The organism is Lacinutrix salivirga, assembly GCF_053604675.1.
The window spans coordinates 106,867-132,282 of the sequence record NZ_JBSHNP010000108.1 but is presented as its reverse complement, the minus strand read 5'-3'; the positions used below and the strand labels follow the sequence as shown (position 1 = coordinate 132,282).

General features: G+C 32.2%; 27 protein-coding genes. 8 read left to right on the top strand and 19 right to left on the bottom strand.

The window, feature by feature from the left end; translation table 11 throughout:
• Nucleotides 1–240 precede the first annotated feature (240 nt).
• From ahr to ACVC5O_RS09665, 6 genes are all read right to left on the bottom strand, one after another.
• Nucleotides 241–1,245 (bottom strand): NADPH-dependent aldehyde reductase Ahr, encoded by a 1,005-nt coding sequence (gene ahr / locus ACVC5O_RS09690; protein WP_452221279.1) that lies wholly within the window; start codon nt 1,243–1,245, stop codon nt 241–243.
• 250 nt (nt 1,246–1,495) lie between these two features.
• Nucleotides 1,496–2,230: an acyl-CoA desaturase gene (locus ACVC5O_RS09685; protein WP_452221278.1), complete on the bottom strand. Its 735-nt coding sequence runs from the start codon at nt 2,228–2,230 to the stop codon at nt 1,496–1,498.
• 58 nt (nt 2,231–2,288) lie between these two features.
• Entirely contained in the window at nt 2,289–2,861 is a 573-nt protein-coding gene (locus tag ACVC5O_RS09680; protein ID WP_452221277.1) for a Crp/Fnr family transcriptional regulator, read from the bottom strand.
• 40 nt (nt 2,862–2,901) lie between these two features.
• Nucleotides 2,902–3,666 (bottom strand): NYN domain-containing protein, encoded by a 765-nt coding sequence (locus ACVC5O_RS09675; protein WP_452221276.1) that lies wholly within the window; start codon nt 3,664–3,666, stop codon nt 2,902–2,904.
• 286 nt (nt 3,667–3,952) lie between these two features.
• Nucleotides 3,953–5,902 carry an acetate--CoA ligase gene (gene acs / locus ACVC5O_RS09670; RefSeq protein ID WP_452221331.1) on the bottom strand — a complete coding sequence of 650 codons (1,950 nt, stop codon included), beginning with the start codon at nt 5,900–5,902 and terminating at the stop codon, nt 3,953–3,955.
• Between the two features lie 197 nt (nt 5,903–6,099).
• The gene (locus tag ACVC5O_RS09665) at nt 6,100–7,473 is read right to left on the bottom strand and encodes an alanine/glycine:cation symporter family protein (RefSeq protein WP_452221275.1); all 1,374 of its coding nucleotides are present in this window, start codon (nt 7,471–7,473) and stop codon (nt 6,100–6,102) included.
• Nucleotides 7,474–7,553: 80 nt separating this feature from the next.
• On the opposite strand from ACVC5O_RS09665, the gene ACVC5O_RS09660 reads away from it, so the two are divergent.
• Nucleotides 7,554–8,480: a DUF4421 family protein gene (locus tag ACVC5O_RS09660; protein WP_452221274.1), complete on the top strand. Its 927-nt coding sequence runs from the start codon at nt 7,554–7,556 to the stop codon at nt 8,478–8,480.
• Between the two features lie 63 nt (nt 8,481–8,543).
• Nucleotides 8,544–9,788, top strand: a complete 1,245-nt coding sequence (locus ACVC5O_RS09655; RefSeq protein ID WP_452221273.1) for a hypothetical protein — start codon at nt 8,544–8,546, stop codon at nt 9,786–9,788.
• Between the two features lie 2 nt (nt 9,789–9,790).
• On the opposite strand, the gene ACVC5O_RS09650 is transcribed toward ACVC5O_RS09655, so the two are convergent.
• Both ACVC5O_RS09650 and ACVC5O_RS09645 read right to left on the bottom strand, forming a co-directional pair.
• The gene (locus ACVC5O_RS09650; RefSeq protein ID WP_452221272.1) at nt 9,791–10,741 is read right to left on the bottom strand and encodes a phosphoribosylaminoimidazolesuccinocarboxamide synthase; all 951 of its coding nucleotides are present in this window, start codon (nt 10,739–10,741) and stop codon (nt 9,791–9,793) included.
• A 95-nt stretch (nt 10,742–10,836) separates the two neighbouring features.
• Nucleotides 10,837–11,790, bottom strand: coding sequence for a PhoH family protein (locus ACVC5O_RS09645; RefSeq protein WP_452221271.1), 954 nt, complete (start codon nt 11,788–11,790; stop codon nt 10,837–10,839).
• Nucleotides 11,791–11,913: 123 nt separating this feature from the next.
• On the opposite strand from ACVC5O_RS09645, the gene ACVC5O_RS09640 reads away from it, so the two are divergent.
• The 5 genes from ACVC5O_RS09640 (at nt 11,914) to ACVC5O_RS09620 (ending at nt 17,432) form a co-directional block, all read left to right on the top strand.
• Complete coding sequence (locus ACVC5O_RS09640) at nt 11,914–12,744, top strand: SAM hydrolase/SAM-dependent halogenase family protein (RefSeq protein ID WP_452221270.1); 831 nt, start codon at nt 11,914–11,916, stop codon at nt 12,742–12,744.
• Nucleotides 12,745–12,853: 109 nt separating this feature from the next.
• Nucleotides 12,854–13,150, top strand: a complete 297-nt coding sequence (locus ACVC5O_RS09635) for a putative quinol monooxygenase (protein WP_452221269.1) — start codon at nt 12,854–12,856, stop codon at nt 13,148–13,150.
• 72 nt (nt 13,151–13,222) lie between these two features.
• Nucleotides 13,223–15,601, top strand: coding sequence for a gliding motility-associated ABC transporter substrate-binding protein GldG (gene gldG / locus ACVC5O_RS09630; protein WP_452221268.1), 2,379 nt, complete (start codon nt 13,223–13,225; stop codon nt 15,599–15,601).
• A 98-nt stretch (nt 15,602–15,699) separates the two neighbouring features.
• A complete protein-coding gene (gene dnaN, locus ACVC5O_RS09625; RefSeq protein WP_452221267.1) occupies nt 15,700–16,818 on the top strand; it encodes a DNA polymerase III subunit beta in 1,119 nt (372 codons plus the stop codon).
• Nucleotides 16,819–17,051: 233 nt separating this feature from the next.
• On the top strand, nt 17,052–17,432 hold the full coding sequence (locus ACVC5O_RS09620; RefSeq protein ID WP_452221266.1) for a hypothetical protein: 381 nt from the start codon (nt 17,052–17,054) through the stop codon (nt 17,430–17,432).
• 110 nt (nt 17,433–17,542) lie between these two features.
• Here the strand turns inward: ACVC5O_RS09620 and ACVC5O_RS09615 are convergent, their stop codons facing one another.
• The 4 genes from ACVC5O_RS09615 to ACVC5O_RS09600 form a co-directional block, all read right to left on the bottom strand.
• A complete protein-coding gene (locus ACVC5O_RS09615; RefSeq protein WP_452221265.1) occupies nt 17,543–17,881 on the bottom strand; it encodes a DUF4870 domain-containing protein in 339 nt (112 codons plus the stop codon).
• An 80-nt stretch (nt 17,882–17,961) separates the two neighbouring features.
• Nucleotides 17,962–18,378, bottom strand: coding sequence for a DUF6691 family protein (locus ACVC5O_RS09610; RefSeq protein ID WP_452221264.1), 417 nt, complete (start codon nt 18,376–18,378; stop codon nt 17,962–17,964).
• An 87-nt stretch (nt 18,379–18,465) separates the two neighbouring features.
• Nucleotides 18,466–19,020 (bottom strand): YeeE/YedE family protein, encoded by a 555-nt coding sequence (locus ACVC5O_RS09605; RefSeq protein WP_452221263.1) that lies wholly within the window; start codon nt 19,018–19,020, stop codon nt 18,466–18,468.
• Nucleotides 19,021–19,090: 70 nt separating this feature from the next.
• Nucleotides 19,091–19,237 (bottom strand): hypothetical protein, encoded by a 147-nt coding sequence (locus ACVC5O_RS09600; RefSeq protein ID WP_452221262.1) that lies wholly within the window; start codon nt 19,235–19,237, stop codon nt 19,091–19,093.
• Between the two features lie 115 nt (nt 19,238–19,352).
• On the opposite strand from ACVC5O_RS09600, the gene ACVC5O_RS09595 reads away from it, so the two are divergent.
• On the top strand, nt 19,353–20,351 hold the full coding sequence (locus ACVC5O_RS09595; RefSeq protein WP_452221261.1) for a metal-dependent hydrolase: 999 nt from the start codon (nt 19,353–19,355) through the stop codon (nt 20,349–20,351).
• Between the two features lie 2 nt (nt 20,352–20,353).
• Here the strand turns inward: ACVC5O_RS09595 and ACVC5O_RS09590 are convergent, their stop codons facing one another.
• From ACVC5O_RS09590 to ACVC5O_RS09560, 7 genes are all read right to left on the bottom strand, one after another.
• Nucleotides 20,354–20,935, bottom strand: a complete 582-nt coding sequence (locus tag ACVC5O_RS09590) for a methyltransferase domain-containing protein (RefSeq protein WP_452221330.1) — start codon at nt 20,933–20,935, stop codon at nt 20,354–20,356.
• Between the two features lie 4 nt (nt 20,936–20,939).
• Nucleotides 20,940–21,233, bottom strand: a complete 294-nt coding sequence (trxA, locus tag ACVC5O_RS09585; RefSeq protein WP_452221260.1) for a thioredoxin — start codon at nt 21,231–21,233, stop codon at nt 20,940–20,942.
• A 15-nt stretch (nt 21,234–21,248) separates the two neighbouring features.
• Nucleotides 21,249–21,851 carry a Tll0287-like domain-containing protein gene (locus ACVC5O_RS09580; protein ID WP_452221259.1) on the bottom strand — a complete coding sequence of 201 codons (603 nt, stop codon included), beginning with the start codon at nt 21,849–21,851 and terminating at the stop codon, nt 21,249–21,251.
• Nucleotides 21,852–21,853: 2 nt separating this feature from the next.
• Complete coding sequence (locus ACVC5O_RS09575) at nt 21,854–22,123, bottom strand: heavy-metal-associated domain-containing protein (RefSeq protein WP_452221258.1); 270 nt, start codon at nt 22,121–22,123, stop codon at nt 21,854–21,856.
• A 119-nt stretch (nt 22,124–22,242) separates the two neighbouring features.
• Complete coding sequence (locus tag ACVC5O_RS09570; protein WP_452221257.1) at nt 22,243–23,658, bottom strand: MBL fold metallo-hydrolase; 1,416 nt, start codon at nt 23,656–23,658, stop codon at nt 22,243–22,245.
• Nucleotides 23,659–23,834: 176 nt separating this feature from the next.
• Nucleotides 23,835–24,632: a sulfite exporter TauE/SafE family protein gene (locus ACVC5O_RS09565; RefSeq protein WP_452221256.1), complete on the bottom strand. Its 798-nt coding sequence runs from the start codon at nt 24,630–24,632 to the stop codon at nt 23,835–23,837.
• Nucleotides 24,633–24,700: 68 nt separating this feature from the next.
• The gene (locus tag ACVC5O_RS09560; protein ID WP_452221255.1) at nt 24,701–25,333 is read right to left on the bottom strand and encodes a Crp/Fnr family transcriptional regulator; all 633 of its coding nucleotides are present in this window, start codon (nt 25,331–25,333) and stop codon (nt 24,701–24,703) included.
• Nucleotides 25,334–25,416 lie beyond the last annotated feature (83 nt).

Genomic DNA, 25,416 nt, shown 5'->3' with positions numbered 1-25,416 from the left:
TGGCTTCTCGATACTATTTGTTCGTACTTCACAAATCACTCGAAGTGACGAAACGGAAGCAAAGTGTGATATATTGGTTTTTCAATTTTTGAGTAAACACATCACGTCAGTTCGAGTGGTTCGACCTTGGGAGAACTGTATCGAGAACTCTTTAGCTTATCGCTTCTCGATACTATTTGTTCATGCTTCACAAATCACTCGAAGTGACGTTGTGGAAGCTGTGTGTTTTGAAATTAATAATTACGCTTTTAACACAATTCTAAATCGTGCTTTACCATCGTGCATGTGTTGTATGGCATCGTTTACAGCGTTTAGTTGAAACTCTTCTACTGTTGGATAAATATCATGACGTACACAAAATTCTAACATTTTACGCGTTAAGGCAATACTACCTAACGGACTTCCTCCAACCGATTTTTCTCCTGCAATCATACTAAATGCTGGGATTTCCATTGGTTCTAAAACGGCTCCTACAGTGTGTAGTTTTCCTTGTGGAGCTAAGGTGGTTAAAAAGGCATTCCAATCTAATTTAACATTGGTAGTGTTTAATATAAAATCTAAGGTACCTTCAATGGCTTTTAATGCATCATTATTAGTAGAATCCACAACATTATGTGCTCCCATTTTTTTAAGTGCTTCGGTTTTGTCTTTACTAGAGGTAAATGCTGTGACCTCACAGCCCCAAGCTTTTAAGAATTTTAATGCCATATGACCTAGTCCTCCAATACCAATAACACCTACTTTATCTGTGGGTTGCACTCCAGAGAGTACAATGGGATTAAAAACTGTAATTCCACCACAAAATAACGGTCCAGCTTTAGCCATATCAATACCTTTTGGTAATTTTGTTACCCAAGACCAATGTCCTCTTACTTTATTGGCAAAACCTCCATGACGACCAACTATTGTGCCTTCTGCATCGCCACATAAATGTTGTTTACCATCCATACATTGGTTACAATGCATACAGGATGCGCTGTACCATCCCATTCCTACTTTATCGCCTACTTTTAAGCCTTTTACTTCTTTACCTAAGTCTGTGACTTCGCCTACGATTTCGTGACCAGGAACTAATGGGAATTGAGAATTTCCCCAATCGTTATTAATCATACTTAAATCGCTGTGGCACAAGCCACAATACTCAACTTTTATATCTACTTGCTCGTTGCCAATTTCTGGTAATTCGTATTGAAATTGTTCTAATTCTGCTCCTGCTTCCTTTGCTGCGTATGCGTTTACTGTCATCGTTTTATTTATGTTTTTTTGTGTGTTTAAAGATACGGATTGTGATTGCCAAACTCTGCTAAAGGCTTGTTAAGATTGCTAAAAAAAACCACCTTTTTTGGTGGCTTTTGCATTAGTGATTGCAGCGGCATCCTTTTGCTTTTTCGCAAAAGATATAGTGGAAAGCACGACACTTTGGAGCCTTTGCGGAAAAGTGTAATGCCCAAATACTTAAATTTATTTTTTAAATTATTACGCTTTTAAATTGGCTTTAGCTTGCTGTTTTTTTAAGTTTAATAATATGAAGCTTATCTAACACAAACATGATGCAATAGGTAATATCTACCTCGAACCAACGTACTCCAAAATTGGCGCGACCACTATGCGAATGGTGATTATTGTGGTAACCTTCGCCTAGCATTAAAAAATCGAATGGGAGTAAGTTTTTTGAGGTGTCGCTAACTTTAAAATTTCGGTAGCCATAAATATGTGCAAACCAGTTAATGATTACACCATGTATTGGTGCCATAAAAAAGGCTACTGGCAATAGTAACCATTGCCACCAAGCGGTCGCAAATGCAATAAAAAACAAGGTATATAATGCTGCCCAAGCTAGTCTGGAAATTCTGGAGCTTGCTATGGCATCGAAGGTTTTCCATTGTGGTACGTTTTTGGTAAACTTACTGGCTACTGCTATTCGTTTTTTGTTTATATCTTGATAGATGTTTTTTGTGCGCCACATCATAGTAAATACATTGGTATCGTATTTTGGTGAGTGTGGATCGTTTTCGGTATCTGCATACGCATGGTGCATTCTGTGCATAACGCCATAACCATAAGCGCTTAAGTAATTTGAGCCTTGAAATATCCAAGTTAATACAAAACATACGCGCTCTGTAAATTTAGACATTGTAAAGGTTTGGTGTGCTGCGTAACGATGTAAAAAGAAGGTTTGGAAGAATAAACCTGTGTACCAAAGGATTATAATTAATAGTAGTATTTTCATAGTCTTTGCTTTAATTACAAAGGTCTGAATACGGTTTGGTTATTAAAATGAACCTGAGTTAAGAAATGCGTTTTCTAATCCTACTTAATGCTTGTGCTGTTACACCAATATATGAGGCGATGTATTTTAACGGAATTTCCTTTATTAAGTTTGGTCGTTCTGTAAATAGCTTTAGGTAACGCTCTTCTGCATTATGGTTTAAAAGGGATTGCTCGCGTTTAGACTTTATAAGAAATAAACGTTCTGTAGAGAGACGACCAATAACGTTACCTACAAAACTTTTTTGGTACACCTCTTGCAAATCTGTATAAGAAATGCTCCAGATTGTCATATTAGTAAGTGCTTCGATTTGATATAATGAAGGTGTTTTGGTTAAAAAAGAATCGTAGGCACTTATAAATTCGTTTTCGAAACAAAAGCCAAACGTAATGTCTTTTTCGTTGTCCTCCTTTGGAATAAGAAAGCGTGCAATACCAGATTGTATAAAAGAGATGTAATTTTCTACTTCGCCTACCTTAATGAGCTTATCCTTTTTTTTAAATTCTCTTTGTATGAGTTTAGACGAAAACAACTCCCAATCTGCATCGTTAACTGAAATTGTTTCTTCAATGTAATCTCTAATGTTTTTCATAAAATAAAAGCCAACAGCATATTAAAATTACAGACCTGTATTAGCGTTTTTTAGAGGTTTTCTTTTTAGGCTCTTTAATTTTAACAAATACGAGTTTAAAACGACCATTGTTACTGTCTCTTTTTTCTATTTCGAATTTTTTAATAGAATCGATTAAAGGAGTTAATTTATCGAAACCGAAGTTTCTAGAATCGAAATTAGGTTGCTTTTTTTGTAGTAAACTCCCAACGTCACCAAGGAATGCCCAACCATCATCATCGGCCAAATCGGAAATGGTATTGGATATAAACTGAATGTCTTTTTGGGTAATTTTATCGATACTATTTTTAGATTCTGTAGTGGTTTCCGAACTTGTGCTGTCTTCCTTTTTAGAATCTTTTTTTAGAATTTCTATGTAAATAAACTTGTCGCAAGCCACTATAAAAGGGTTTGGTGTTTTCTTTTCGCCAATGCCATACACCTTCATGCCTGCTTCGCGTAAACGGGTTGCTAAGCGTGTAAAATCACTATCGCTAGACACTATACAAAAGCCATCTGCTTTGCCAGAATATAAAATATCCATAGCATCGATAATCATAGCAGAATCGGTTGCATTTTTACCAACTGTGTAGGCATATTGCTGAATTGGCGTAATTGCATTTTCTAATAAAACGTTTTTCCATTTATTTAAATGTGGCTTAGTCCAATCGCCATAAATACGTTTAATGGTAGGATTACCATATTTGGCAATTTCCTCCATCATTTCCTTTACGTAAGCCGATGGTATATTATCTCCATCTATTAACACTGCTAGTCTAAGATCCATTATGCGCGTTTATTTTTTTTGGCAATTTTTTGTGCTTTCTTTTCTTTGGGTGTTAAAAGTGCTTCTTTTTTAACATTCTTTTTAGCGTCTTTAGATTTTGCCATGTTGTGATTATTTATTTTGATAAAGGTACGCTATTAAACGTATAATGCATAAAAAGTACCTTTATAAAACTCATAGTGTATTAAAAATATCAAATGTTGCACATTCTGAAAGTTTGCTTAAAAATAAACACAAGGTGATTAGTATTAACAGTAATTAATTAGAAGTCCTATTTTTGTAGGAATCACAATGCATTATCCATAATATCTTGCACACATTCTGGATTTAATAGTGTGCTGATATCTCCTAAATTACTGGTGTCTTTTTCGGCAATTTTACGAAGTATGCGACGCATAATTTTTCCGCTACGTGTTTTTGGTAAACCTTCTGTAAATTGAATTTTATTTAGTTTGGCTATGGGTCCAATTTTATCTGAAATTAATTGATTAATTTCTTTACGAAGATTATCGTGATTTCTACTTTCTCCAGCATCTTTTAAAGTGATGTAACCATACAAAGCGCTTCCTTTTATATCGTGTGGAAAGCCTACAATTGCAGATTCTGCAATTGCTGGATGCTCGTTAATAGCATCTTCAATTGGAGCTGTACCCAAATTATGACCAGAAACGATAATGACATCGTCCACTCTACCAGTAATACGATAATAACCTACTTCGTCTCGCAAAGCACCATCACCTGTAAAATACATGTTTTTAAAAGTAGAAAAATAAGTCTCTTTATAACGTTGGTGATTTCCCCAAATAGTACGCGCTATACTTGGCCAAGGGAATTTTATACATAGCCTTCCTTCTACTTGATTGCCTTTTAATTCGTCTCCATTTTCATCCATTAAAGCTGGCTGAACACCAATAAATGGTAAAGTCGCATAAGTTGGTTTTGTTGGAGTAACGTAAGGGATTGGAGTAATCATAATGCCTCCTGTTTCGGTTTGCCACCAGGAGTCTATTATTGGACTTTTACCTTTTCCTATATTATCGTTATACCAATGCCAAGCTTCTTCATTAATAGGTTCGCCGACGCTTCCTAAAACTTTAAGTGAGGACAAATCATATTTTTCCACTAACTCCACACCTTGTTTTGCTAACGCGCGAATAGCTGTTGGAGCTGTATAAAATTGATTGACTTTATGTTTTTCAACTATATCCCAAAAACGTCCAAAATCTGGATAACTTGGTACACCTTCGAACATTACAGTTGTTGCGCCATTTGCTAATGGACCATACACAATATAACTGTGACCTGTTATCCAACCAATATCTGCTGTACACCAATACACATCGTTTTCTTTATACTGAAACGCATTTTTAAACGTATATGCAGAATATACCATATAACCAGCTGTAGTGTGTACCATGCCTTTTGGCTTGCCTGTAGAACCTGAAGTGTATAAAATGAAAAGAGGATCTTCGGCATCCATTACTTCTGCTTTGCATTGGTTTGAAGCTGTATCTAATAAAGGTTGTAACCATTTGTCTCTTCCTTCTTTCATTTTTACTTCGGAATTAATTCGCTTTGCGACTAAAACCGTTTTTACATCTGGACAGCTTTCTAGAGCCTCGTCCACAATACCTTTTAAATCAATAGTTTTTGCACCACGATACGAACCATCTGCAGTAATTACCATTTTACAATCACAATCGTTAATTCTTGTCGATAACGCTTTCGCTGAAAACCCAGCAAAAACCACCGAATGTATGGCTCCAATTCGAGCACATGCTAATACCGAAATTGCTAATTCCGGAATCATAGGTACATAAATACAAACTCTGTCTCCTTTTTTTACGCCTTGCGCTTTTAATACATTAGCAAATTGGTTAACACGATGATGCAATTGTTTGTATGTAATGTGCTCTGCTCCTTCTTTTGGGTCGTTTGGCTCGAAAAGAATAGCTGTTTTATCACCTCGTGTTGCTAAATGCCTGTCTATGCAGTTTTCGGTTATATTTAATTTTGCACCTTGAAACCACTTTACTTCTGGCTTGTTGAAATCCCAATCGAGAACGTTATCCCATTTTTTTCGCCATAGGAAATGCTCTTCGGCGATTTCTTCCCAGAAACTTTCTGGCTCTCTAATAGATTTTCTATAGACTTGGTAGTATTCTTCTAGGTGTTTTATGTGGTAGTTGCTCATAATATCAGTTTGCAGTTTCAGTGTTCGGTGTTCAGTGTTCAGTGTTCGGTGTTCAGTGTTCAGTGTTCGGTGTTCAGTGTTCAGTGTTCGGTGTTCAGTGTTCAGTGTTCGGTGTTCAGTGTTCAGTGTTCAGTGTTCGGTGTTCGGTGTTCAGTGTTAGTAAATTTTCTAAATTTAAAAAATATCTAATAAAGTAAAAAGTAATAGTTTTCGTCTTTATTCTAACTGAAAATTAATATTTAACTCTTTAACTTTTTAAAATATGCTTTTGCTTCTTTTAAAACTTTAGGAGCCAATAATAAAGTTGCTGTCATAGTAGGAATTGCCATAAGTGCAAATACACCATCTATTAGATTAATCATTAATGCCAACGAGGTTGTTGCTCCCAAAATAATACTTAAAATATAGAAATAATTATAGTAATGTTTGTGTTTATCTCCAATTAAAAATGATAAACATTTTCCGCCATAATAGGCATAAGAAAACAAGGAAGACACGCTAAACACCACTATACATAATAGCAATAAATATCTACCATAAATAGGCATTGCGCTACCAAAAGCATTGGCTGTTAAAGTGACACCATTGGCATCTGTAGTTTGCCAAACTCCTGTTACTAAAATTGCTAAAGCGGTTAATGTACACACTATTAAAGTGTCTATTGCAGGACCTAACATAGCCACTAAACCTTCGCGAATAGGCTCATTTGTTTTTGCTGCTCCATGTGCTAAAGGTGCTGTTCCAATTCCTGCTTCGTTACTAAATGCACCACGACGAACACCAAGAACAATTAGTCCTCCAACAAGACCTCCTAAAAAAGAATCTCCTGTGTAGTTATTAGCAACAAAGGCATCTGTAAAAATAAGCTTAAAATAGGTTGGCACTGCTTCCGCATTAGCAAATAATATGATAAGTATTAACACAAAATAGAGCAACACCATACTTGGTACTAGTTTAGAGGCTACTTTGCTAATTCTATTTAATCCACCTAAAATTACTATAGATGTTATGCTAACTAAAACAATTCCTATAATTAAATTTGATGTAAAATTAACTACTACTCCATTAGGTTTTAAAACAATATCGTTAATGGCTTGCGTAAGCTGATTGACATTAAACACTGGTAAAGCGCCAATTAGTCCGCATAAACTAAAAAATACGGCTAACGGTTTCCAATGTTGGCCTAAACCTTCAGTAATAAAATACATTGGACCTCCTTGTGTTTTACCTTCGCTGTCTTTACCTCTGTACATAATGGCTAAACTAGAGGTGAAAAATTTTGTTGACATACCAATAATAGCGCTTATCCACATCCAAAACACTGCTCCTGGTCCACCAATTGAAATGGCGACTGCAACTCCAGCAATATTTCCCATTCCAATGGTTGAAGACAATGCTGTTGTTAAGGCCTGAAAATGGCTGATTTCGCCATCATCCTCTTTATTATCGTACTTACCTCGTAATACTTGTATGGCATGACCTAAATAACGAAAGGGTAAAAACCTAGAGTATAGTATTAAAAACAATCCTCCTCCAATGAGCAGAATTAATAATGGTAAACCCCAAACAAAAGAAGCAAAACTTTCAACAAATCCATTTATTTTATCATACATATAAATACAAGCTTTTAGACTCTAAATATAACTATTATCTTTACAGCATATCTATTAATTTAGAGCTGAAACAAAGGCCAATGAGAATTACTATTCTATTATTTACTTTATTATGTATTACAGCAATACATTCGCAAGAGCCTATATCATTTTCTGATAAATTAATTTTAAAATCAAATATTAACAGTCAATCGGAATCTTTGTTAGTTTACGATAATAATGAAGAGTCCATAATCGTAGATGCTAATAATAACTACAGAGTTGAGCTTGCTGCTAATTATAAGTTTTTCGGTTTAAAATTTGGATTCTCACCAAGTAGAAGAGACTCTAACATCAATTCTAAATTTAAGACTATCCAATTAAACCTATTTATAAACCAATGGATTCAAAGTTTTGAATACCGAAAAACACAAGGATTTTACCAAGAAGAAGTTACAACTATTGCTGCTCAATTTCCTAATTTAAAATCAACAAATTGGAGAGGTTCTACATCTTATGTTTTAAACCAAAACTTTTCGTTAAAACATTTATTACATCTTAATGCTTGGCAACAAAGGAGTTCTGGTAGTTTTGTGCCTAGCTTAGATTATGGGTTTAACCGTTTAAGTAATACTACTTTTGGAGAAAAAACTATAGAAAACAATTTTGATATTGCTCTCTCACCAGCTTACTATTATACTTGGTGTTTTAAAGAGCATTGGTTTGCCTCTGGCTCGCTATCACCAACTATTGGTTTACGATTTTCTAAAGATAAATCTGCAAACCAATCCAATAACAACACCTATTTAACTAGAGGATTAGATTTGAGTTTACAATTTGGCTACACCTCAAATACCATAAGTGCTGGAGCACGATTTAATTTCGACTCAAATGCAACAGATAAAAGCAAACAAATTAGCGTGGTAAACGATAAAAGTTATGCTAGTTTGTATGTTGGCTATCGCTTAAATGCACCTCGTTTTTTAAGACGTAGTGCAGAATTTATTGAAAACAAAGTAGGTTTATAAAACGGTTTGTTTTTAAAATGGAATACTATTTGTTAAAAATAAAACAATTTTAACCTAACTAACATGAATATACGCTTACTCACTATAATTATAATTTTGCTTGTTTCTAATCTCTATGCACAAGATGTGTTTGTACCTTATCGTGTTGGAGATCAATTTGGAGTTGCCAATTATGAAGGAAAATTAGTAGTAAACCCTCAATTTGATATTTTGCAGTTGGCAACCACATTCAGCTTTAATAAAGATAAAAATTACAGCTATTTAGTTGGTTATAAGATTATAAACGACTCTACCAATTTGTCTTCATTTATAACTAATGATAAGATTATTTTAAAAGATAAAACTTATAATGATTACTATTTTGATAATGAAGTTATTCATGCCATGAAATATACTTACTCCAATAAAAAGGACAAATGGGGAAGTCATTACATACAAACCAGCACATTATATACAGACGAAGGCAAACCTGTTTTTGATGGAGAATTTAAAGATTTTAATACCACAACAATTATAAATGATGATGATACTAGTAATGAGTTTTTAATTACTGCCATGAATTCTAAAAATGAATTTACTCTCTCTCTTTATAATAAAACATTAAAAAAAGTGACGACAACGTATTTTACAAATACCACTTACTTAAAATACCATGAAAATGTAGATTACAACGAAAAAGCGTTTACCTATAAAGATGAAAAAGGCCAAGGACATAAACTGTATTTTTCTTATAATGATAAAAAGGAAGTCGTTTTAAAATCTGATAAATTAGTCACTTTAAAAGAACGAAAAGACTACTACAGCGACGATTATAATGATGTGATGGAAGTCCCAAATTTTGATGACGATAAGAACAATGAAGTTGCTTTAAATTTAAACGACAGTATTGCCTTAAAAATAACCAAAATAGACATTAAACGCTTTGGTTACGTATTGGCAAAAAAAGTACAACGCCTAGAATATGGTGTTAAAAAGCTAAACCAATCGTTTTCGTATGTGTTTATAGAAAACGGCAAACTTGGTGTAAAAAAAGGTAGAGATAATACTGTTACCATTCCTGCAATTTATGACCAAATTTATTATGGTGCTTTTAATGGTTACATATTAAAAAAGGACAATAAGTATGGCCTTTATGCTTTTGCCTTTAAAAACCCTGTTTTAATTGAAGCAAAATTTACAATGTTACCTTATTTAGAACGTAAAAATTATAAAAAAGAAGGGTTTCATCTTATTAAATTATTTGATGATAACGGGAAATTATTTTGCTATGCCAACCAAGATGGCACCTTGTATTATTCTGAAAAATAAGTCTATTTTAAATACTCTAAAACATTTGTTTCAATACGTTTGTGGATATTTGACACCTCTGCTTTAACAAATGGTTCTCCCATAATATTCTCGTACAGTTCTATATAACGCTCAGAAACTGTTGTAATGTACTCATCACTCATTTCTGGAACAGTTTGACCTTCGAGTCCTTGAAAATTGTTAGCAATTAACCATTGTCTCACAAACTCTTTAGACAATTGTTTTTGTGTTTCGCCTTTATCTTGTCGATCCTGATAGCCTTCAGCATAAAAATAGCGCGAAGAATCTGGAGTATGGATTTCATCTATTAAAACAATTTTTCCGTCTTTAGTTTTACCAAATTCATATTTAGTATCTACTAAAATTAATCCACGAGAAGCTGCTATTTCTGTTCCGCGTTTAAAGAGTTTTTGTGTGTAATCTTCTAAAACTAGATAATCTTCTTCGCTAACAATTCCTTTTTTCAGGATGTCTTCTCTAGAGATATCTTCGTCGTGATCTCCCATTTCTGCTTTGGTAGCAGGTGTAATTATTGGGTTTGGAAACTTGTCGTTTTCTTTCATCCCTTCAGGCATTGCAACACCACAGAGTGTACGTTTTCCAGCATTATATTCTCTTGCTGCATGACCAGAAAGGTAACCTCTTATTACCATTTCTACTTTAAAAGGTTCACATAAATGACCAACTGCTACGTTTGGATCTGGAGTTGCAGTTAACCAATTAGGCACTATATCTTCAGTAGCTTTCATCATACTCGTAGCTATCTGGTTTAAGATTTGACCTTTATATGGTATTCCCTTTGGCATTACCACATCAAAAGCACTTAGTCTATCTGTTGCAATCATTACCAACTGTTCATCGTTTATATTGTAAACGGCTCTTACTTTTCCTTTATAAACACTTTTTTGGTTTGGAAAGTTGAAATTGGTGTCTGTTATTGTGTTACTACTCATTAGATAATTTAGTAATTATTTTATTTACTTTTTGATGCAGCTTATTCTTATCTCACTACTCACTACTCACTACTCACTACTCACTACTCACTAACCTACTCTCTATTTTCAATACTTCTATACGCAGCAATAATTTTTTTAACCAGTTTATGCCTAATGACATCTTTATCGTCTAAGAAAATCATACCAACACCTTCTGTATTTTTTAAAATTAATAAGGCTTCTTTTAAACCAGAAATGGTACGACGAGGTAAATCTATTTGTCCTGGATCTCCTGTTAATAAAAACTTAGCGTTTTTTCCCATTCTGGTTAAAAACATTTTCATTTGTGCGTGAGTGGTGTTTTGACCTTCGTCTAAAATAACAAACGCATTATCTAACGTACGACCACGCATAAAAGCTAGAGGTGCAATTTGTATGGTTCCGTTTTCTATGTATTGTGAAAGTTTTTCTGGAGCAATCATATCGCGTAATGCATCATATAAAGGTTGCATGTATGGATCTAATTTTTCTTTTAAATCGCCAGGCAAAAAACCTAAATTCTCGCCAGCCTCCACAGCAGGACGCGTTAAAATTATACGCTTAACTTCTTTATTTTTTAGTGCTTGTACTGCTAGAGCAACTCCTGTATAAGTTTTCCCTGTTCCTGCTGGTCCAATGGCAAACACCATATCGTTTTTACGCATAAGCTCTACAAACTTACGTTGGTTTGCTGTTTGTGCTTTTATGAGTTTACCGTTAACGCCATGTACTATAACCTCTCCACTTTCTTTACTTGTAGAATAATCGGCTTTACTTTGGCTAGTTAATACACGCTCAATACCATTTTCGTCTAGCTTATTATATTTTCCAAAATGTTCCATTAGCATGTGTAATCTGCGATCAAATTCTTCTAATAAATCTTCGTCGCCATAGGCTTTAATTTTGTTGCCTCTGGCTACTATTTTAAGTTTGGGAAAGTGTTTTTTAAGGAGTTCAATATTAGCATTTTGTGCTCCAAAAAATTCTTTTGGAGTGATTTCTTCAAGTTCTAGGATTAATTCGTTCAAAAGCGCTTCATTTTAATTATAGTAATTAGGTCTAATTTATTAGTTTTGTTTTCACAAATGCTAACTAAACAAACTTACGCAATTTTAAGCTGAGTTGGGTTAAAAAAATATCAACAATAATTTATGGCAATAATCACTTTAACGACTGACTTTGGTGAGAAAGATCACTTTGCTGGCGCAACTAAAGGCGCTATTTACAGTGAATTGCCTGACGTTAAAATTGTTGATATCTCACATTCTGTATCGCCATTTAATATTCCAGAAGCGGCATATATTATCCAAAATGGCTATAGTAGTTTTCCTAAAGGAACCATTCATATTATTGGAATAGATTCTGAATTAAGTAAAGAAAATAAACATATTGCAGTAAAGTTAGACGACCATTATTTTATTTGTGCTAATAATGGAATTATGAGCATGATTTGTGCTGAAATCGTTCCAGAAAAAATTGTAGAAATCAACATACACGATAGAATTGAAACTAATTTCCCTGTCTTAGATGTGTTTGTAAAAGTTGCAGCACACCTTGCACGTGGTGGCACTTTAGAGGTTATTGGAAAACCTATAACCAATATTAAGCCACTAAAAAACATTGTGCCTTATGTAAATGAAGAAAAAACCCAAATTATTGGTAGTATTATTTATGTGGATAACTTTGGAAATGTAGTAACCAATATTAGAAAAAAGTTTTTTGAAGACCTACAAAAAGGGCGTGCTTTCGAAATTTCTGCACGCAACCATAAGTTTAAAAAGATCTATACCAAATATAGTGATATTGTAAATTTTGATACTCCAGAAGGTAATAGAAATGACGAAGGTCGTGGTTTAGTGGTGTTTAACTCTTGTAATTGTTTAGAAATAGCCATTTATAAAGGGAATACCAACAATCTTGGAGGTGCTAACGAGTTAATGGGATTAAAACTTAGAGACACTGTTACTGTTAATTTTGTGTAATAGTGAATAGTGAATTACGATTGACGAATGACGAATGATGAATTACGAATGATGAATGATTAATAGTGAATAGTGAATAGTGAATAGTGAAAAATTAAAATAATACAGGATGTTTGTACGTATTGTAAAAATGAGTTTTGCTGAAGAGCACATTGATACCTTTTTAACTAATTTTGAAACTGTAAAACAGCGTATTCGTAATTTTGAAGGTTGCCAGTTTCTTGAATTGTATAGAGACAAACACAATACAAACCAATTTTTTACGTATAGCTATTGGAACAGTGAAACCGATTTAAATGCTTACAGACATTCCGAATTATTTAAAGGCGTTTGGGCAAACACAAAGCCATTGTTTAATGCAAAACCTGAAGCTTGGAGTGTGGATAAAGTTGCTTCGCTACAGTAAGCAAATTACACTAATTTGGTTATAAACTTTTAACATTAAATACTTAAATAAATACTTTTTAAATTTATATAAATGCTAGCCATCCTAAAAAAAGAAATCACCTTATTTTTTGCCTCACCAATTGGCTACTTAGTCATTGCTATATTTTTATTATTAAATGGTTTGTTTTTATGGCTTTTTAAAGGCGATTTTAATATACTAAATAATGGTTTTGCAGATTTATCGTCGTTCTTTTTATTAGCGCCTTGGATTTTAATTTTCCTTATTCCTGCTGTTACTATGCGTAGTTTTAGTGATGAGAAAAAGCAAGGTACTTTAGAGCTTTTACTTACTAAACCCATTAGCAAACTACAACTGGTCTTAGGTAAATATTTTGGTGCTTTTATATTAATAATTTTAGCGCTCATACCAACTTTGCTTTATGTTTATACTGTAAACCAATTAGGTAATCCACAAGGTAACTTAGACGTTGGCAGTACACTTGGATCCTACTTTGGATTGCTCTTTTTAGTAGCTGCTTATACTGCAATTGGTGTGTTTTCTTCTACATTGTCCGACAATCAAATAGTCGCTTTTATTAGTGCTGTTTTCCTTAGTTTTTTGTTTTATATTGGTTTTGAAGGTCTCGCAGATTTTACAGCTCCTCTTGTGGAGCAATTGGGCATGAATTCGCATTATAAAAGTATGAGTCGTGGTGTTTTAGATACACGAGATATTATCTACTTTTTAAGTATTACAGCGCTTTTTATTACACTTACAACGTTTAAAATAAATAATGAAACTAAGCAATGGAAGCTCATAATTGGTGTCGTTTTAGGTGTTTTGGTTCTTAATTTTATAGCCAATTCATTATACAAACGTTTTGACTTAACATCAGACCGTCGTTATACCATTAATGCTTCCGCAGAAAACATTATAAAAAGTGTAAAATCTCCTTTACTAGTTGATGTGTTTTTGGAAGGCGACGATTTTCCTGCAGAATTCCGTCGGTTAAAAAATGAAACCAAACAACTGCTCGAAGAATTTTCAGCAATAAATAGTAACATCAAATTCAATTTTGTAAATCCAATTGAAAATGAAAAACTAAGAACACAAAACATTAAAAATTTAAGTAATCGTGGTTTAACACCAATGCAAATGACTGTAAATGAAAGCGGAAAATCATCACAAGCAGTTATTTTCCCTTGGGCGTTGGCTAGTTATAACAACCAAACCGTAAAAATCCCATTAATTAGGAATAAAATTGGAGCCACGCAACAAGAGCTAGTTACCACTTCTGTACAACACTTAGAATATGCCTTTGCAGATGGGTTTAGCAAATTAGTGAATCCTAAACGTAGAAAAATTGCCATTTTAAAAGGTAACGACCAATTAGACGATAAGTATATAGTCGATTTTGTAAAAACACTAAAAGACTACTATTTTATTGTGCCTTTTACTTTAGATAGCGTTGCAAATAATCCCACAAAAACAGCAAAAGCCTTACAGGATTTCGATTTAATAATTTCGGCAAAACCAACAAAAGCCTTTACTGAAAACGAAAAATTTACTTTAGACCAATTTACAATGAATGGTGGAAAAAGCCTGTGGTTGCTAGATAAAGTTGCTATTGAAAAAGATAGTTTAATGAATAACGAAGGTAAAAATGTTGCAATTGCAAGAGATTTAAATTTAACCGATTTTTTCTTTAAATATGGTGTACGAATAAATCCTGTATTAGTTAACGACCTCTACTCTGCTCCAATTGCTTTAGCTACAGGAGATGGTAGCCAAGCACAATTTACACAATTACCTTGGTTTTATTCACCATTGGTAAATACAGAAAATACGCATCCAATAACTAATAATCTAAATTTAGTGAAATTTGATTTTGCTAACCAAATAGACACCCTTAAAAACGCTGTTAACAAAACAGTGCTACTGCAAAGTTCAATCCTCTCGCGAGTAGATGGTACACCACAAATTGTGGATTTAGAAATGACTCAAATTGAGCCAGACCCAAGAAACTACACCAAAGGCAATCAAAATTTAGCAGTTTTGTTAGAAGGTGAATTTACATCGGTTTATAACAATAGGATCAAACCCTTTAAACTAGAAAACACAAAAGATAAAAGTCGTTTAACTAAAATGATTGTAATTGCAGATGGAGATGTAATAAAAAACGAAATTGGCAGAAATGGACCACAAGAATTAGGATTTGACAAATGGAATGGACAAACCTATGGTAATAAAGAATTTTTGCTAAATGCAGTAAATTACCTCTTAGACGACGATGGACTTATAAACATTAGAAGCAAAGACATTGCAGTTGCCTTTTTAGATCCTGAAAAAGTAAACGCTCAAAAAACAAAGTGGCAACTTATAAATATTGCAATTCCTTTAGTTTTATTAGGTTTGTTTGGTGTTTTCTTTAATTATTTCAGAAAGAAAAAGTACGCCAAACCACTTTAATTATAGTTTTATTTGAAGGAAAACGTTGTTAATAAGTTTGTTTCTTAGATTAAGTAGGATAAGATATATTTGTAATAGAAATTAATTGAACCAAAAAGATGAAATTTATAGTATCAAGCACATATTTACTTAAACAGTTACAGGTATTAGGAGGCGTAATTAACAGCTCCAATACATTGCCAATTTTAGATAATTTTTTATTCGAAATTAGCAACTCTAAATTAACAGTATCTGCTAGTGATTTAGAAACTACTATGTCTGCAACATTAGATATTGAAAGTGATGAAGACGGAAGCGTAGCCATACCTGCACGTTTATTATTAGATACCTTAAAAACATTCCCAGAGCAGCCTTTAACGTTTATAGTTGAAGATAATAATACAGTAGAAATTAGCTCAAACCATGGTAAATATGCAGTCGCTTATGCAGATGGTAAGGAGTTTCCTAAAGCTGTAGAACTGGAAGACCCAAGCGCAACAACAATTTCTGGAGATATTTTAGCTACTGCAATTAGCAAAACTATTTTTGCTGCAGGAAACGATGATTTACGTCCAGTAATGAGTGGTGTGTTTTTTCAGTTTTCGCAAGATAATTTAACATTTGTTGCTACAGATGCGCACAAGCTTGTAAAATATACTCGCGAAGATGTAAGCGCTAGCCAAGTGGCTGAGTTTATTATGCCTAAAAAACCTTTAACCTTATTAAAAGGAATTTTAGCAGCAAGCGACGAGGATGTTACTATAGAATACAATGACTCTAACGCAAAATTCACTTTTGAGAATACAGTATTAATTTGTCGTTTAATAGATGGTAAATATCCTAATTACGAAGCTGTAATACCAAAGGAGAACCCAAATAAATTAACTATAGACAGAACACAGTTTTTAAATTCTGTGCGTCGTGTTAGTATATTCTCTAATAAAACGACACATCAAATTCGTTTAAAAATTGCTGGAGCAGAATTAAATATCTCTGCAGAAGATATTGATTACTCTAATAAAGCTGAAGAGCGTTTAACTTGTGATTATCAAGGCGACGATATGCAAATTGGGTTTAATTCTCGTTTTTTAACAGAGATGTTAAACAACTTAACCTCTAGCGAAGTACAATTAGAAATGAGTATGCCAAACAGAGCAGGAATTTTAACACCAATAGATGGTTTAGATGAAGGTGAACATGTGACAATGCTTGTTATGCCTGTAATGCTTAATGGTTAATACACTTTAATTTAAGACTCAAAAAAAATTCTATTATAAATCCTAAATTGTAATAAAAGAGCAACTCAATGAGTTGCTTTTTTATTTATATTCTGTAATTAACATAAACTTATTACTTCCTTTATATTGAGTTTGTAGAATTTTACTACTTTTGAAATATAAATAAGTGTTTTTAATGTGTCCCTTAATAATTATAAAGCCTTAAAATCACTTAAATAATTAATCCATAGGTCATGAAAAACGCAATTAAAATTTTATTTTTAGTTATTATTTTTTCGTCACAATTTGCTTGTAACAATGATGACGATTCCGCAAATACTGCAGAAACTTCAATTGTTGGAGAATGGTTACGTAGTGATTATAATGTAGATACCAATTTTGAATATAAACTTCATTTTTTAGGAGACAATACCAACGGAATGATTACTGAAGAACAAAGTACTGAAGATGGAATTATATCCAATGCCATTCCTTTTAATTGGAGTTTAAATACTTCTATTTTAACTATTACAAAAGATAACAATGAAGAGATAACAACAACTTACCAATTCTCTCAAGATGGCAATGTATTACTATTAACAAATTTTTCGGACTTAGAATTTATAAGACAATAAATTTAATTTACTCTTAAAACCAAAAAACGCAACTCATTGAGTTGCGTTTTTTTCTTTACCTCTAAAGTTTTTGTAATTAAACAAAAACCTTCCTTTTTACAGGAGATTCACTAACTAATAAAATTAAAAGATAAAGGGTATTTTGGTGTTTCACCATTATTAACTTTTATTGCATTAATAATTGGAAAAATTAATCCAACAACTGCTAATACCAGAAAACCTAATAAACCTAATCCGAATAATAGAATTAAAGGAACACACAGTATGCAATACACTAATAAACTAAGTTGAAAATTAACAATACTCTTGCCATGAGCATCCATTTGGTAAATTCTATCCTTTTGACTTATCCAAAGTACTAACGGAAGTAATAAACTCCCAAAACCTACAAATAGATATATTAACTGACTTAAATGGGTTAATACTAATAAATTTTTGTCTTGTTTCATAACATTTTGATTTTGATGATTGATACTTATAAGACGTCCAATCTTAAAAAATGTTACAGAAAAAAGTGGTAAAATTCTTTTTAATGAGGTAATTTATTCTTTAAAATTCCATAGACAAAAGTACCTAGTAATGCTCCAAAAATTAAAAGTAGAATACTCACAAAACCTGTACCTAATAACACAAACATTGGACCAGGACAAGCACCAGCTAATGCCCAACCCAAACCAAAAATAACACCTCCAATAAGATAACGAGGAAACCCTTTCTCCTTTGGTTTAATTGTAATTGCAGAGCCTTTAAATGTTTTAGCTTCGGTATATTTTAAATATTTAACAATTATAATTCCTAATACTATAGCAGATCCAATTATACCATACATGTGAAAGCTTTTAAATTGAAACATTTCGTAAATTCTAAACCATGAAGCAACTTCCGATTTAATAAAAAGAACACCTAAAAGGAATCCAATGGCTAAAAATGATATTATATTTTTCATTTGTAAATTATATTTTTTTGAAGATTAAATTCTTCTAGAAATTAACCTATATTTTAAAATTTAGATATAACTGAAACTTATTTCAGTTTAAAAAAGTATTGGAAATATTATGTGAATCATTACTAAACCTCCAATAAAGAAGCCAACAACAGCAATTAAAGATGGTATTTGTAGGTTACTTATCCCAGAAATTGCATGTCCGGAAGTACAACCACCAGCATAACGAGCTCCAAAACCTACCAAAAAACCACCAATTAATAGTACTAAAAATCCTTTAAGTGTTAGTAAACTTTCTACACTAAAAAGTTCTGTAGGTAAAAATGAGGAGTTTGTACTTGTAATGCCTAATTCTTGTAGTTTTACCACAACATCTTCATGCACTTGTGGAGCTTGAGGAGAAAGCCAGTTTAAAGCTACATAACCTCCTAAAATCACACCAATTACAACCCATAAATTCCATTGGTCTTTGCGCCAATCGAATTTAAAAAAATCGGCGAATTTACCTGCACCACCAATACTACATAAGGTTCGCAGATTGGATGACATGCCAAACTTTTTACCCATTTTTATAAGGGTAAACATAATTAACGCTATTAATGGTCCTGCAACGTACCAAGGCCAAGTCTCATAAATAAAATTCATTCTTAATAATTTTAAGATGTAAAGATACTTAGCTTATTGGCTTATTAGTGTAACCTAGGTTACAAATGTGTTATAATTCGGTATTATCGTCTTTTTTTTTGCCACTCATCATAAAATTAATAAGTATTCCAACTAACGTAATGCAAACTAGAGCAAAAATTGCTATCATTATTACGCCATTATTCCAATTATACAAGTACATATTTTGTAGTAACATAGTTTTCAGATTAGGTTATTGCGCAAAAATATGATTTTTAAATACTTAAAAAAATGACATTTATCAGTAAAAAACCAGTTCTTTTAACGCACTCTAATTACTTTTGTAAAACACTATGGATTCACTCACACAAATAGTATTAGGTGCAGCTGTTGGAGAAGCTGTTTTAGGTAAAAAAATTGGCAATAAAGCAATGCTTTATGGTGCAATTGCTGGCACAATACCAGATTTAGATATATTTGTTTCTTACATTACAGATACAGCTACTGCCTTGTCAATTCATCGTGGATTTACACACTCTATTGTGTTTGCTGTACTTTTTTCTCCTCTATTTGGTTGGCTAGTCACTAGATATGAATCCTATAAAAATATTAAAAGTTGGTCTTGGCTTTTTTTCTGGTCGTTTTTTACACATTCGCTTTTAGATGCGCATACCACTTGGGGAACTCAACTATTTTGGCCATTTGATTTACGATTAGCATTTAAAACCATTTTTGTTATAGATCCTTTATATACATTGCCTTTATTAGTGTGTTTAATAGTTACGATGCTGCAAAAAAGAACATCAAAAAAACGAAAATTTTATAATAAATTGGGACTTATAGTAAGCTCTTGTTATTTATTATTCACATTTATTTTAAAAGGGTTAGCTTATAATCAATTTCAAACTGCATTAAAAATCCAAAATATAGAGTATTTACAATTAGATACCAGACCTTCGCCTTTAAACACCATACTTTGGAGTGCTAATATAGAAACTGAAGACGCTTACTTATTAAGTAATTATTCGTTTTTTGATTCGCAAGCCATCACTTTTGAAACGTACCCAAAAAATCATAATTTATTAGGTAGTTTAGCTGAAGAGGCTACAGTAAAACGCATGATTAAAATTTCTGAAGGTTGGTATATTATTTCCAAAAAAGAAGACAAGCTATATTTTAACGATTTACGTTTTGGGTTATTAAGTTTAGCACCAAAATCTGAACATTTTGTGTTTAAATACGACATAAAAGTTGATGACACAGGAACAGTGGTATTTACAGAAGCTCCTAAAAACAAAAGAGATGCAAAGCAATTACTTTCAGAATTGTGGATACGTATTAAAGGAAATTAAATTTAATTTTTAGACACCTTAAAAAACAACTCTTTTCCTATTCTTGAAGGGTGAGAATTAGTAGCTTGTTCCATAATATTAATTTTAAAAAACGGTTGAAATAGCTTTAAATATTCCTGTTTGTTGCCTCCAAATGGTGGTTTATCTGTGTTTAATGGAACATTAAAAAGTAAGCCAATAACCTTCCCCTTTTTTCTTAATATTTTAGAAGCCTGCTTTACATAATCTGATCTTAAATCAGGATTAATCGCACAAAAAAAGGTTTGCTCAATAATTAAATCGAAACTCATTTCTAGATTAAAAAAGTCTTTTTGGATAAGTTGTGCTGAAGGAAATGTAGGCACTCTACTTTTTATGTTTTGAAGCGCTGTTTTAGATAAATCTACTACAAATACATTTTTAAAACCGTTTAAATGAAGGTATTCTGCCTCGTAACTATTGCCACCTCCAGGAATTAATATTTTTAAATTTTTATTTGATAGCTGATCGAAATAGGATTTTAAAGGAGGAGAAACTACTCCTAAATCCCATCCAATATCTTTAGACTGATACCTATTGTCCCAAAATGTTTCGTTTAAGTCTATCATTTTAATGTGAGTTAATAATTGTAATTAATTCGTCTTGTTGTAACACACCAGATTGTCTCCAAACTTGTTTGCCGTTTTTAAATAATAGCATTGTTGGTACACCTTTAACTTTATATTTTAATGCTAAAGCTTGGTTTTTATCAACATCAATCTTATAAATTGCAATATTGTCTCCTAAAGCATCTTTTACAGCATCTAAAATTGGTGCTAAGGTTTTACATGGTCCACACCAAGTTGCAAAAAAGTCTATTAAAACTGGTTTTTCTTGTTGTATTAACTCTAAAAATTTACTCATTTAAAATATTTTTTATTAGTCCTTAAAAGTGATATTCCAAAGGCCTCTAACTTCGTTTATAGAATAACCTGTGGCTTTATCATTTGGATATAAGTCCTTTAATTTATTAAGTGTTAGTGTATTAATTTGCGTATTGGGTTTGCCATGACATTGCAAACACATAGCATTTGTTGTAATAGGATAATATACCTGTACTTTATGGTTTAATTGGTTTACAATTGGCTTAATTTCTTCATTATTTTTTGTAGCGTTTTTAAACATGTTAATATATCCTAACTCTTTGGCATTTGCTTGGTTTTTAGGATTTCTGGGTTTGTCCGAAACTCGTTTTATGGTTGCATTATACCTTACAGCCATGCTGTCTGTTAATGGATATGCTCTTTGGCTACAAAATGACAAAGCACCTAAAGTTCCTTTTTTATTAATGGCTTCCATTAGATTTTTACCCAAAACTGCTTGAGTTGCAAAGGCATATTCCAATCCTTGTTCTGTAATTGCCAAACTAACTAAAACACTTTCTTTTTTACTCTTTTCTGTTGTTATCGGGTTTGCTTTTTTTGAGTTATTACAATTAAAAAAAAGCAATAAAATAAAAACTAATTTAAAAAAATGTTTCATATTTATTTTACAAATTTACCTGTTGCACAACTTACAAAAGATTTAGCTTTAGAAGTAAAATTATTTTCATCTTCTATAGAAGGATATCCTAATTTTTTAAGCTTGTCTTTAACATAAAACAGATCTTCTTCATTAATATAATTAAAGGATACTATATCATTCTGTACATCTATATTCAGGTTTGAAATGTTTTTTATTTCAGATAGTTTTGAAGTTATTGTGTTTGCACAACCACCACATTTTAAATTTTGTACTTTAATTGTTGTTTTCATAATATATTAATTTATTATAAAATTAACTAATAAAATTATACTTCTAAGTGACTATTGTTACATAGAAAAAGCGCATATTATAAAACTATAATATGCGCTTTTACATAGTATTTATATTATTATTTTAGAGTTGTCGGACAAACAAAGTCTGTTCTTGGTATAGCTGTTTTTTTAATAGCAGCATATCCACCTGCAACATCTATTAAATTGTGGATGCCTCTACTTTTTAAAATCGAAGCTGCAATAACAGATCTATAACCACCAGCACAATGCACATAAAAAGGTTTATCATCTGGAAACTCACTTAAATGGCTATTAATAGCATCTAATGGAGTGTGTTTTGCGCCATCAACATGCTCTGCAGTAAATTCGCCATCTTTTCTAACATCAAAAATTACGTCTTTATTAGCTTCATATTGTTTCTCAAATTCTTCTGCAGAAATTGATGTTAAAGTATCATAGTCCATATTGGCTTGCTTCCAAGCATCAAAACTACCCTCTAAATATCCAATAACATTATCAAAACCTACACGAGATAAACGAGTTATTACCTCTTCTTCTCTACCCTTAGGAGTTACTAATAAAATTGGCATACTAACATCTGCAATTAGAGCACCAACCCAAGGTGCAAATGCGCCATCAATACCTATAAAAATTGATCGTGGAATATGACCTTTAATGTAATCTGCTTGATGACGTACATCTAAAACAATAGCTTCGGTTTCATTTGCTGCAGCTTCAAAAGTTTTAGGAGATAATGGGTTTTGAGATTTGGTCATTACCTTATCAAAGCTTTCATAACCTTCGATATTCATCAATACATTTTGAGGAAAGTAAGCAGGAGGTGCAGATAAACCGTCTAATAATTCGTCAATAAATTCGTCTTTAGTCATGTCTTCACGTAAAGCATAATTAACTTTTTTCTGATTTCCTAAAGTATCTGTAGTCTCTTTACTCATGTTTTTACCACATGCAGATCCTGCTCCATGATTAGGATACACAATCAAATCATCACTAAGAGGCATGATTTTATTTCTAAGCGAATCGTATAAATAACCAGCTAATTTTTCTTGTGTTAAGTCCGATGCTATTTTTTGTGCTAAATCTGGTCGTCCAACATCTCCAATAAATAAGGTATCTCCAGTGACAATTCCGTGTTCCTTATTGTTTTCGTCTATTAGTAAATAAGTTGTACTTTCCATAGTATGACCTGGAGTATGTATAACTTTTATTTTGTAGTCTCCAATTTCAAAAATCTGACCATCTTTAGCAATTAGTGCCTCGTAGGATGGTTTGGCAGTTGGTCCAAACACAATTTGCGCTCCTGTTTTTGCTTGTAAATCTAAATGACCTGACACAAAATCGGCATGAAAATGCGTTTCGAAAATGTATTTTACTTTAGCATTATCTTTTTTTGCTCTATCAATATAAGGTTGTACTTCTCTTAATGGATCTATTATAGCAGCTTCGCCTTTACTTTCTATGTAATATGCAGCATGTGCTAAACAGCCTGTATAAATTTGTTCTATTTTCATTTTAAATTCTATTTTATATTTTGGTAAAATGTGTTCGCCTTTTGGCTCGGTTCATTTTAAATTCTATTTTATATTTTGGTAAAATGTGTTCGCCTTTTGGCTTAGTGCTCTTTAATTTTACTATTCAAAAATAGCTTTTATTATTGAGTTATGATGTAACATAAGTTACAGTATTACTAGGTTAACTCTTTTATAATAATATAAATTGCCATGATTAAAACAAACCAACCAAATCCTTTTTTTAGTTTTTTTCCTTCAATAAAATTAGATAAATAAATTCCTAAAAATATCCCAATAACAGAGATTGATGTAAAACTTAGCAAAAATATCCAATCTATTTCTAAATTTTCAACATCACCAATAAAACCTATTAATGATTTAATTGCTATTATTAATAAGGAAGTGGCTACTGCTTTTTTCATTGGTAATTTAGCTAATAAAACCAATGCTGGAATAATTAAAAAACCTCCTCCTGCTCCAACTATACCTGTTAAAACACCAACTACAAAGCCTTCAATAATAATTAATGGATAATTATATACAATTGTGGTTTCCTCACTAGAATCTTTGCGATTATTTCTAATCATAGAAATGGATGCTATTAACATTACTAGAGCAAAAAACAGCATAATCGCTATATTTTTAGAGATTATAAAACTTCCAACAGTAAATAACTCTTCAGGTAGTGCTGGCACTAAAAATTTACGTGTTAAATACACAGCAATAAATGCAGGAATTGCAAATACAATGGCTGTTTTAAAATCGACTAAACCTTTTTGAATGTTTCTAATTGCACCTACCAAAGCAGAGATTCCTACAACAAATAAAGAGTAGGCGGTTGCTGTTACAGGATTTATAAACATTAAATACACTAAAATGGGAACTGTGAGAATAGAACCTCCTCCACCAATAAGTCCTAAAACGACACCTATAAGTAAGGCTCCAATATAACCAAATACCTGTTGTAAATCCATTACTGCATATTATTAATTACCAAAACTAACTTAAGTTTTAAGTAGTTTGAGTAACCAAAGTTACATAACTATAAATCAATAACTTTAATACTATTTCGCTGAAGCTTAATCTTACCATCTATCTCTAAAGTTTTTAAAAGTCTAGATATAACCACTCTAGAGGTATGTAAATCGCTAGCAATTTGTTGGTGTGTGACTTGTATAACATCGTTATGGTTTACCATCGCTTTGTCTTTTAGATACTTAAATAGCCGTTTATCCATTTTTAAAAAGGCAATGGTATCTATAGCTTCTAGTAATTCGGACATGCGATTGTGGTAGCTTTGTAACACAAATTGTTGCCAGGTTTTATATTTGGCTAGCCACTCTTCCATTTTAGTAACAGGAATCATAATTAGTTTAGTATCTGTTTCTGCTACAGCTCTAATTTCACTTTTAGAGTTTCCTAAACAACACGATAGCGTCATGGCACAAGTATCGCCTTGTTCTATAAAATATAAAATTAACTCATCGCCATCTTTGTCTTCTCTTAAAATTTTAATGGCTCCACTTACTAAAAGTGGCATTGATTTTATATAGTCGTCTATTTCAATTAAAGTCGTGCCTTTCTCAATATCTTTATAACTACCAACATTATTAATTTCCTGAAGTAATTCTTCTTCAAATAAATAACCATAGTGTTGGTTTAGTGCGTCTTTCATGTATATATGTTTTAATAAAAAAAATTATTAGGCAATCAAAATAAACACAATACAGAAATAAAAACTACACTTAATCGTGTTTT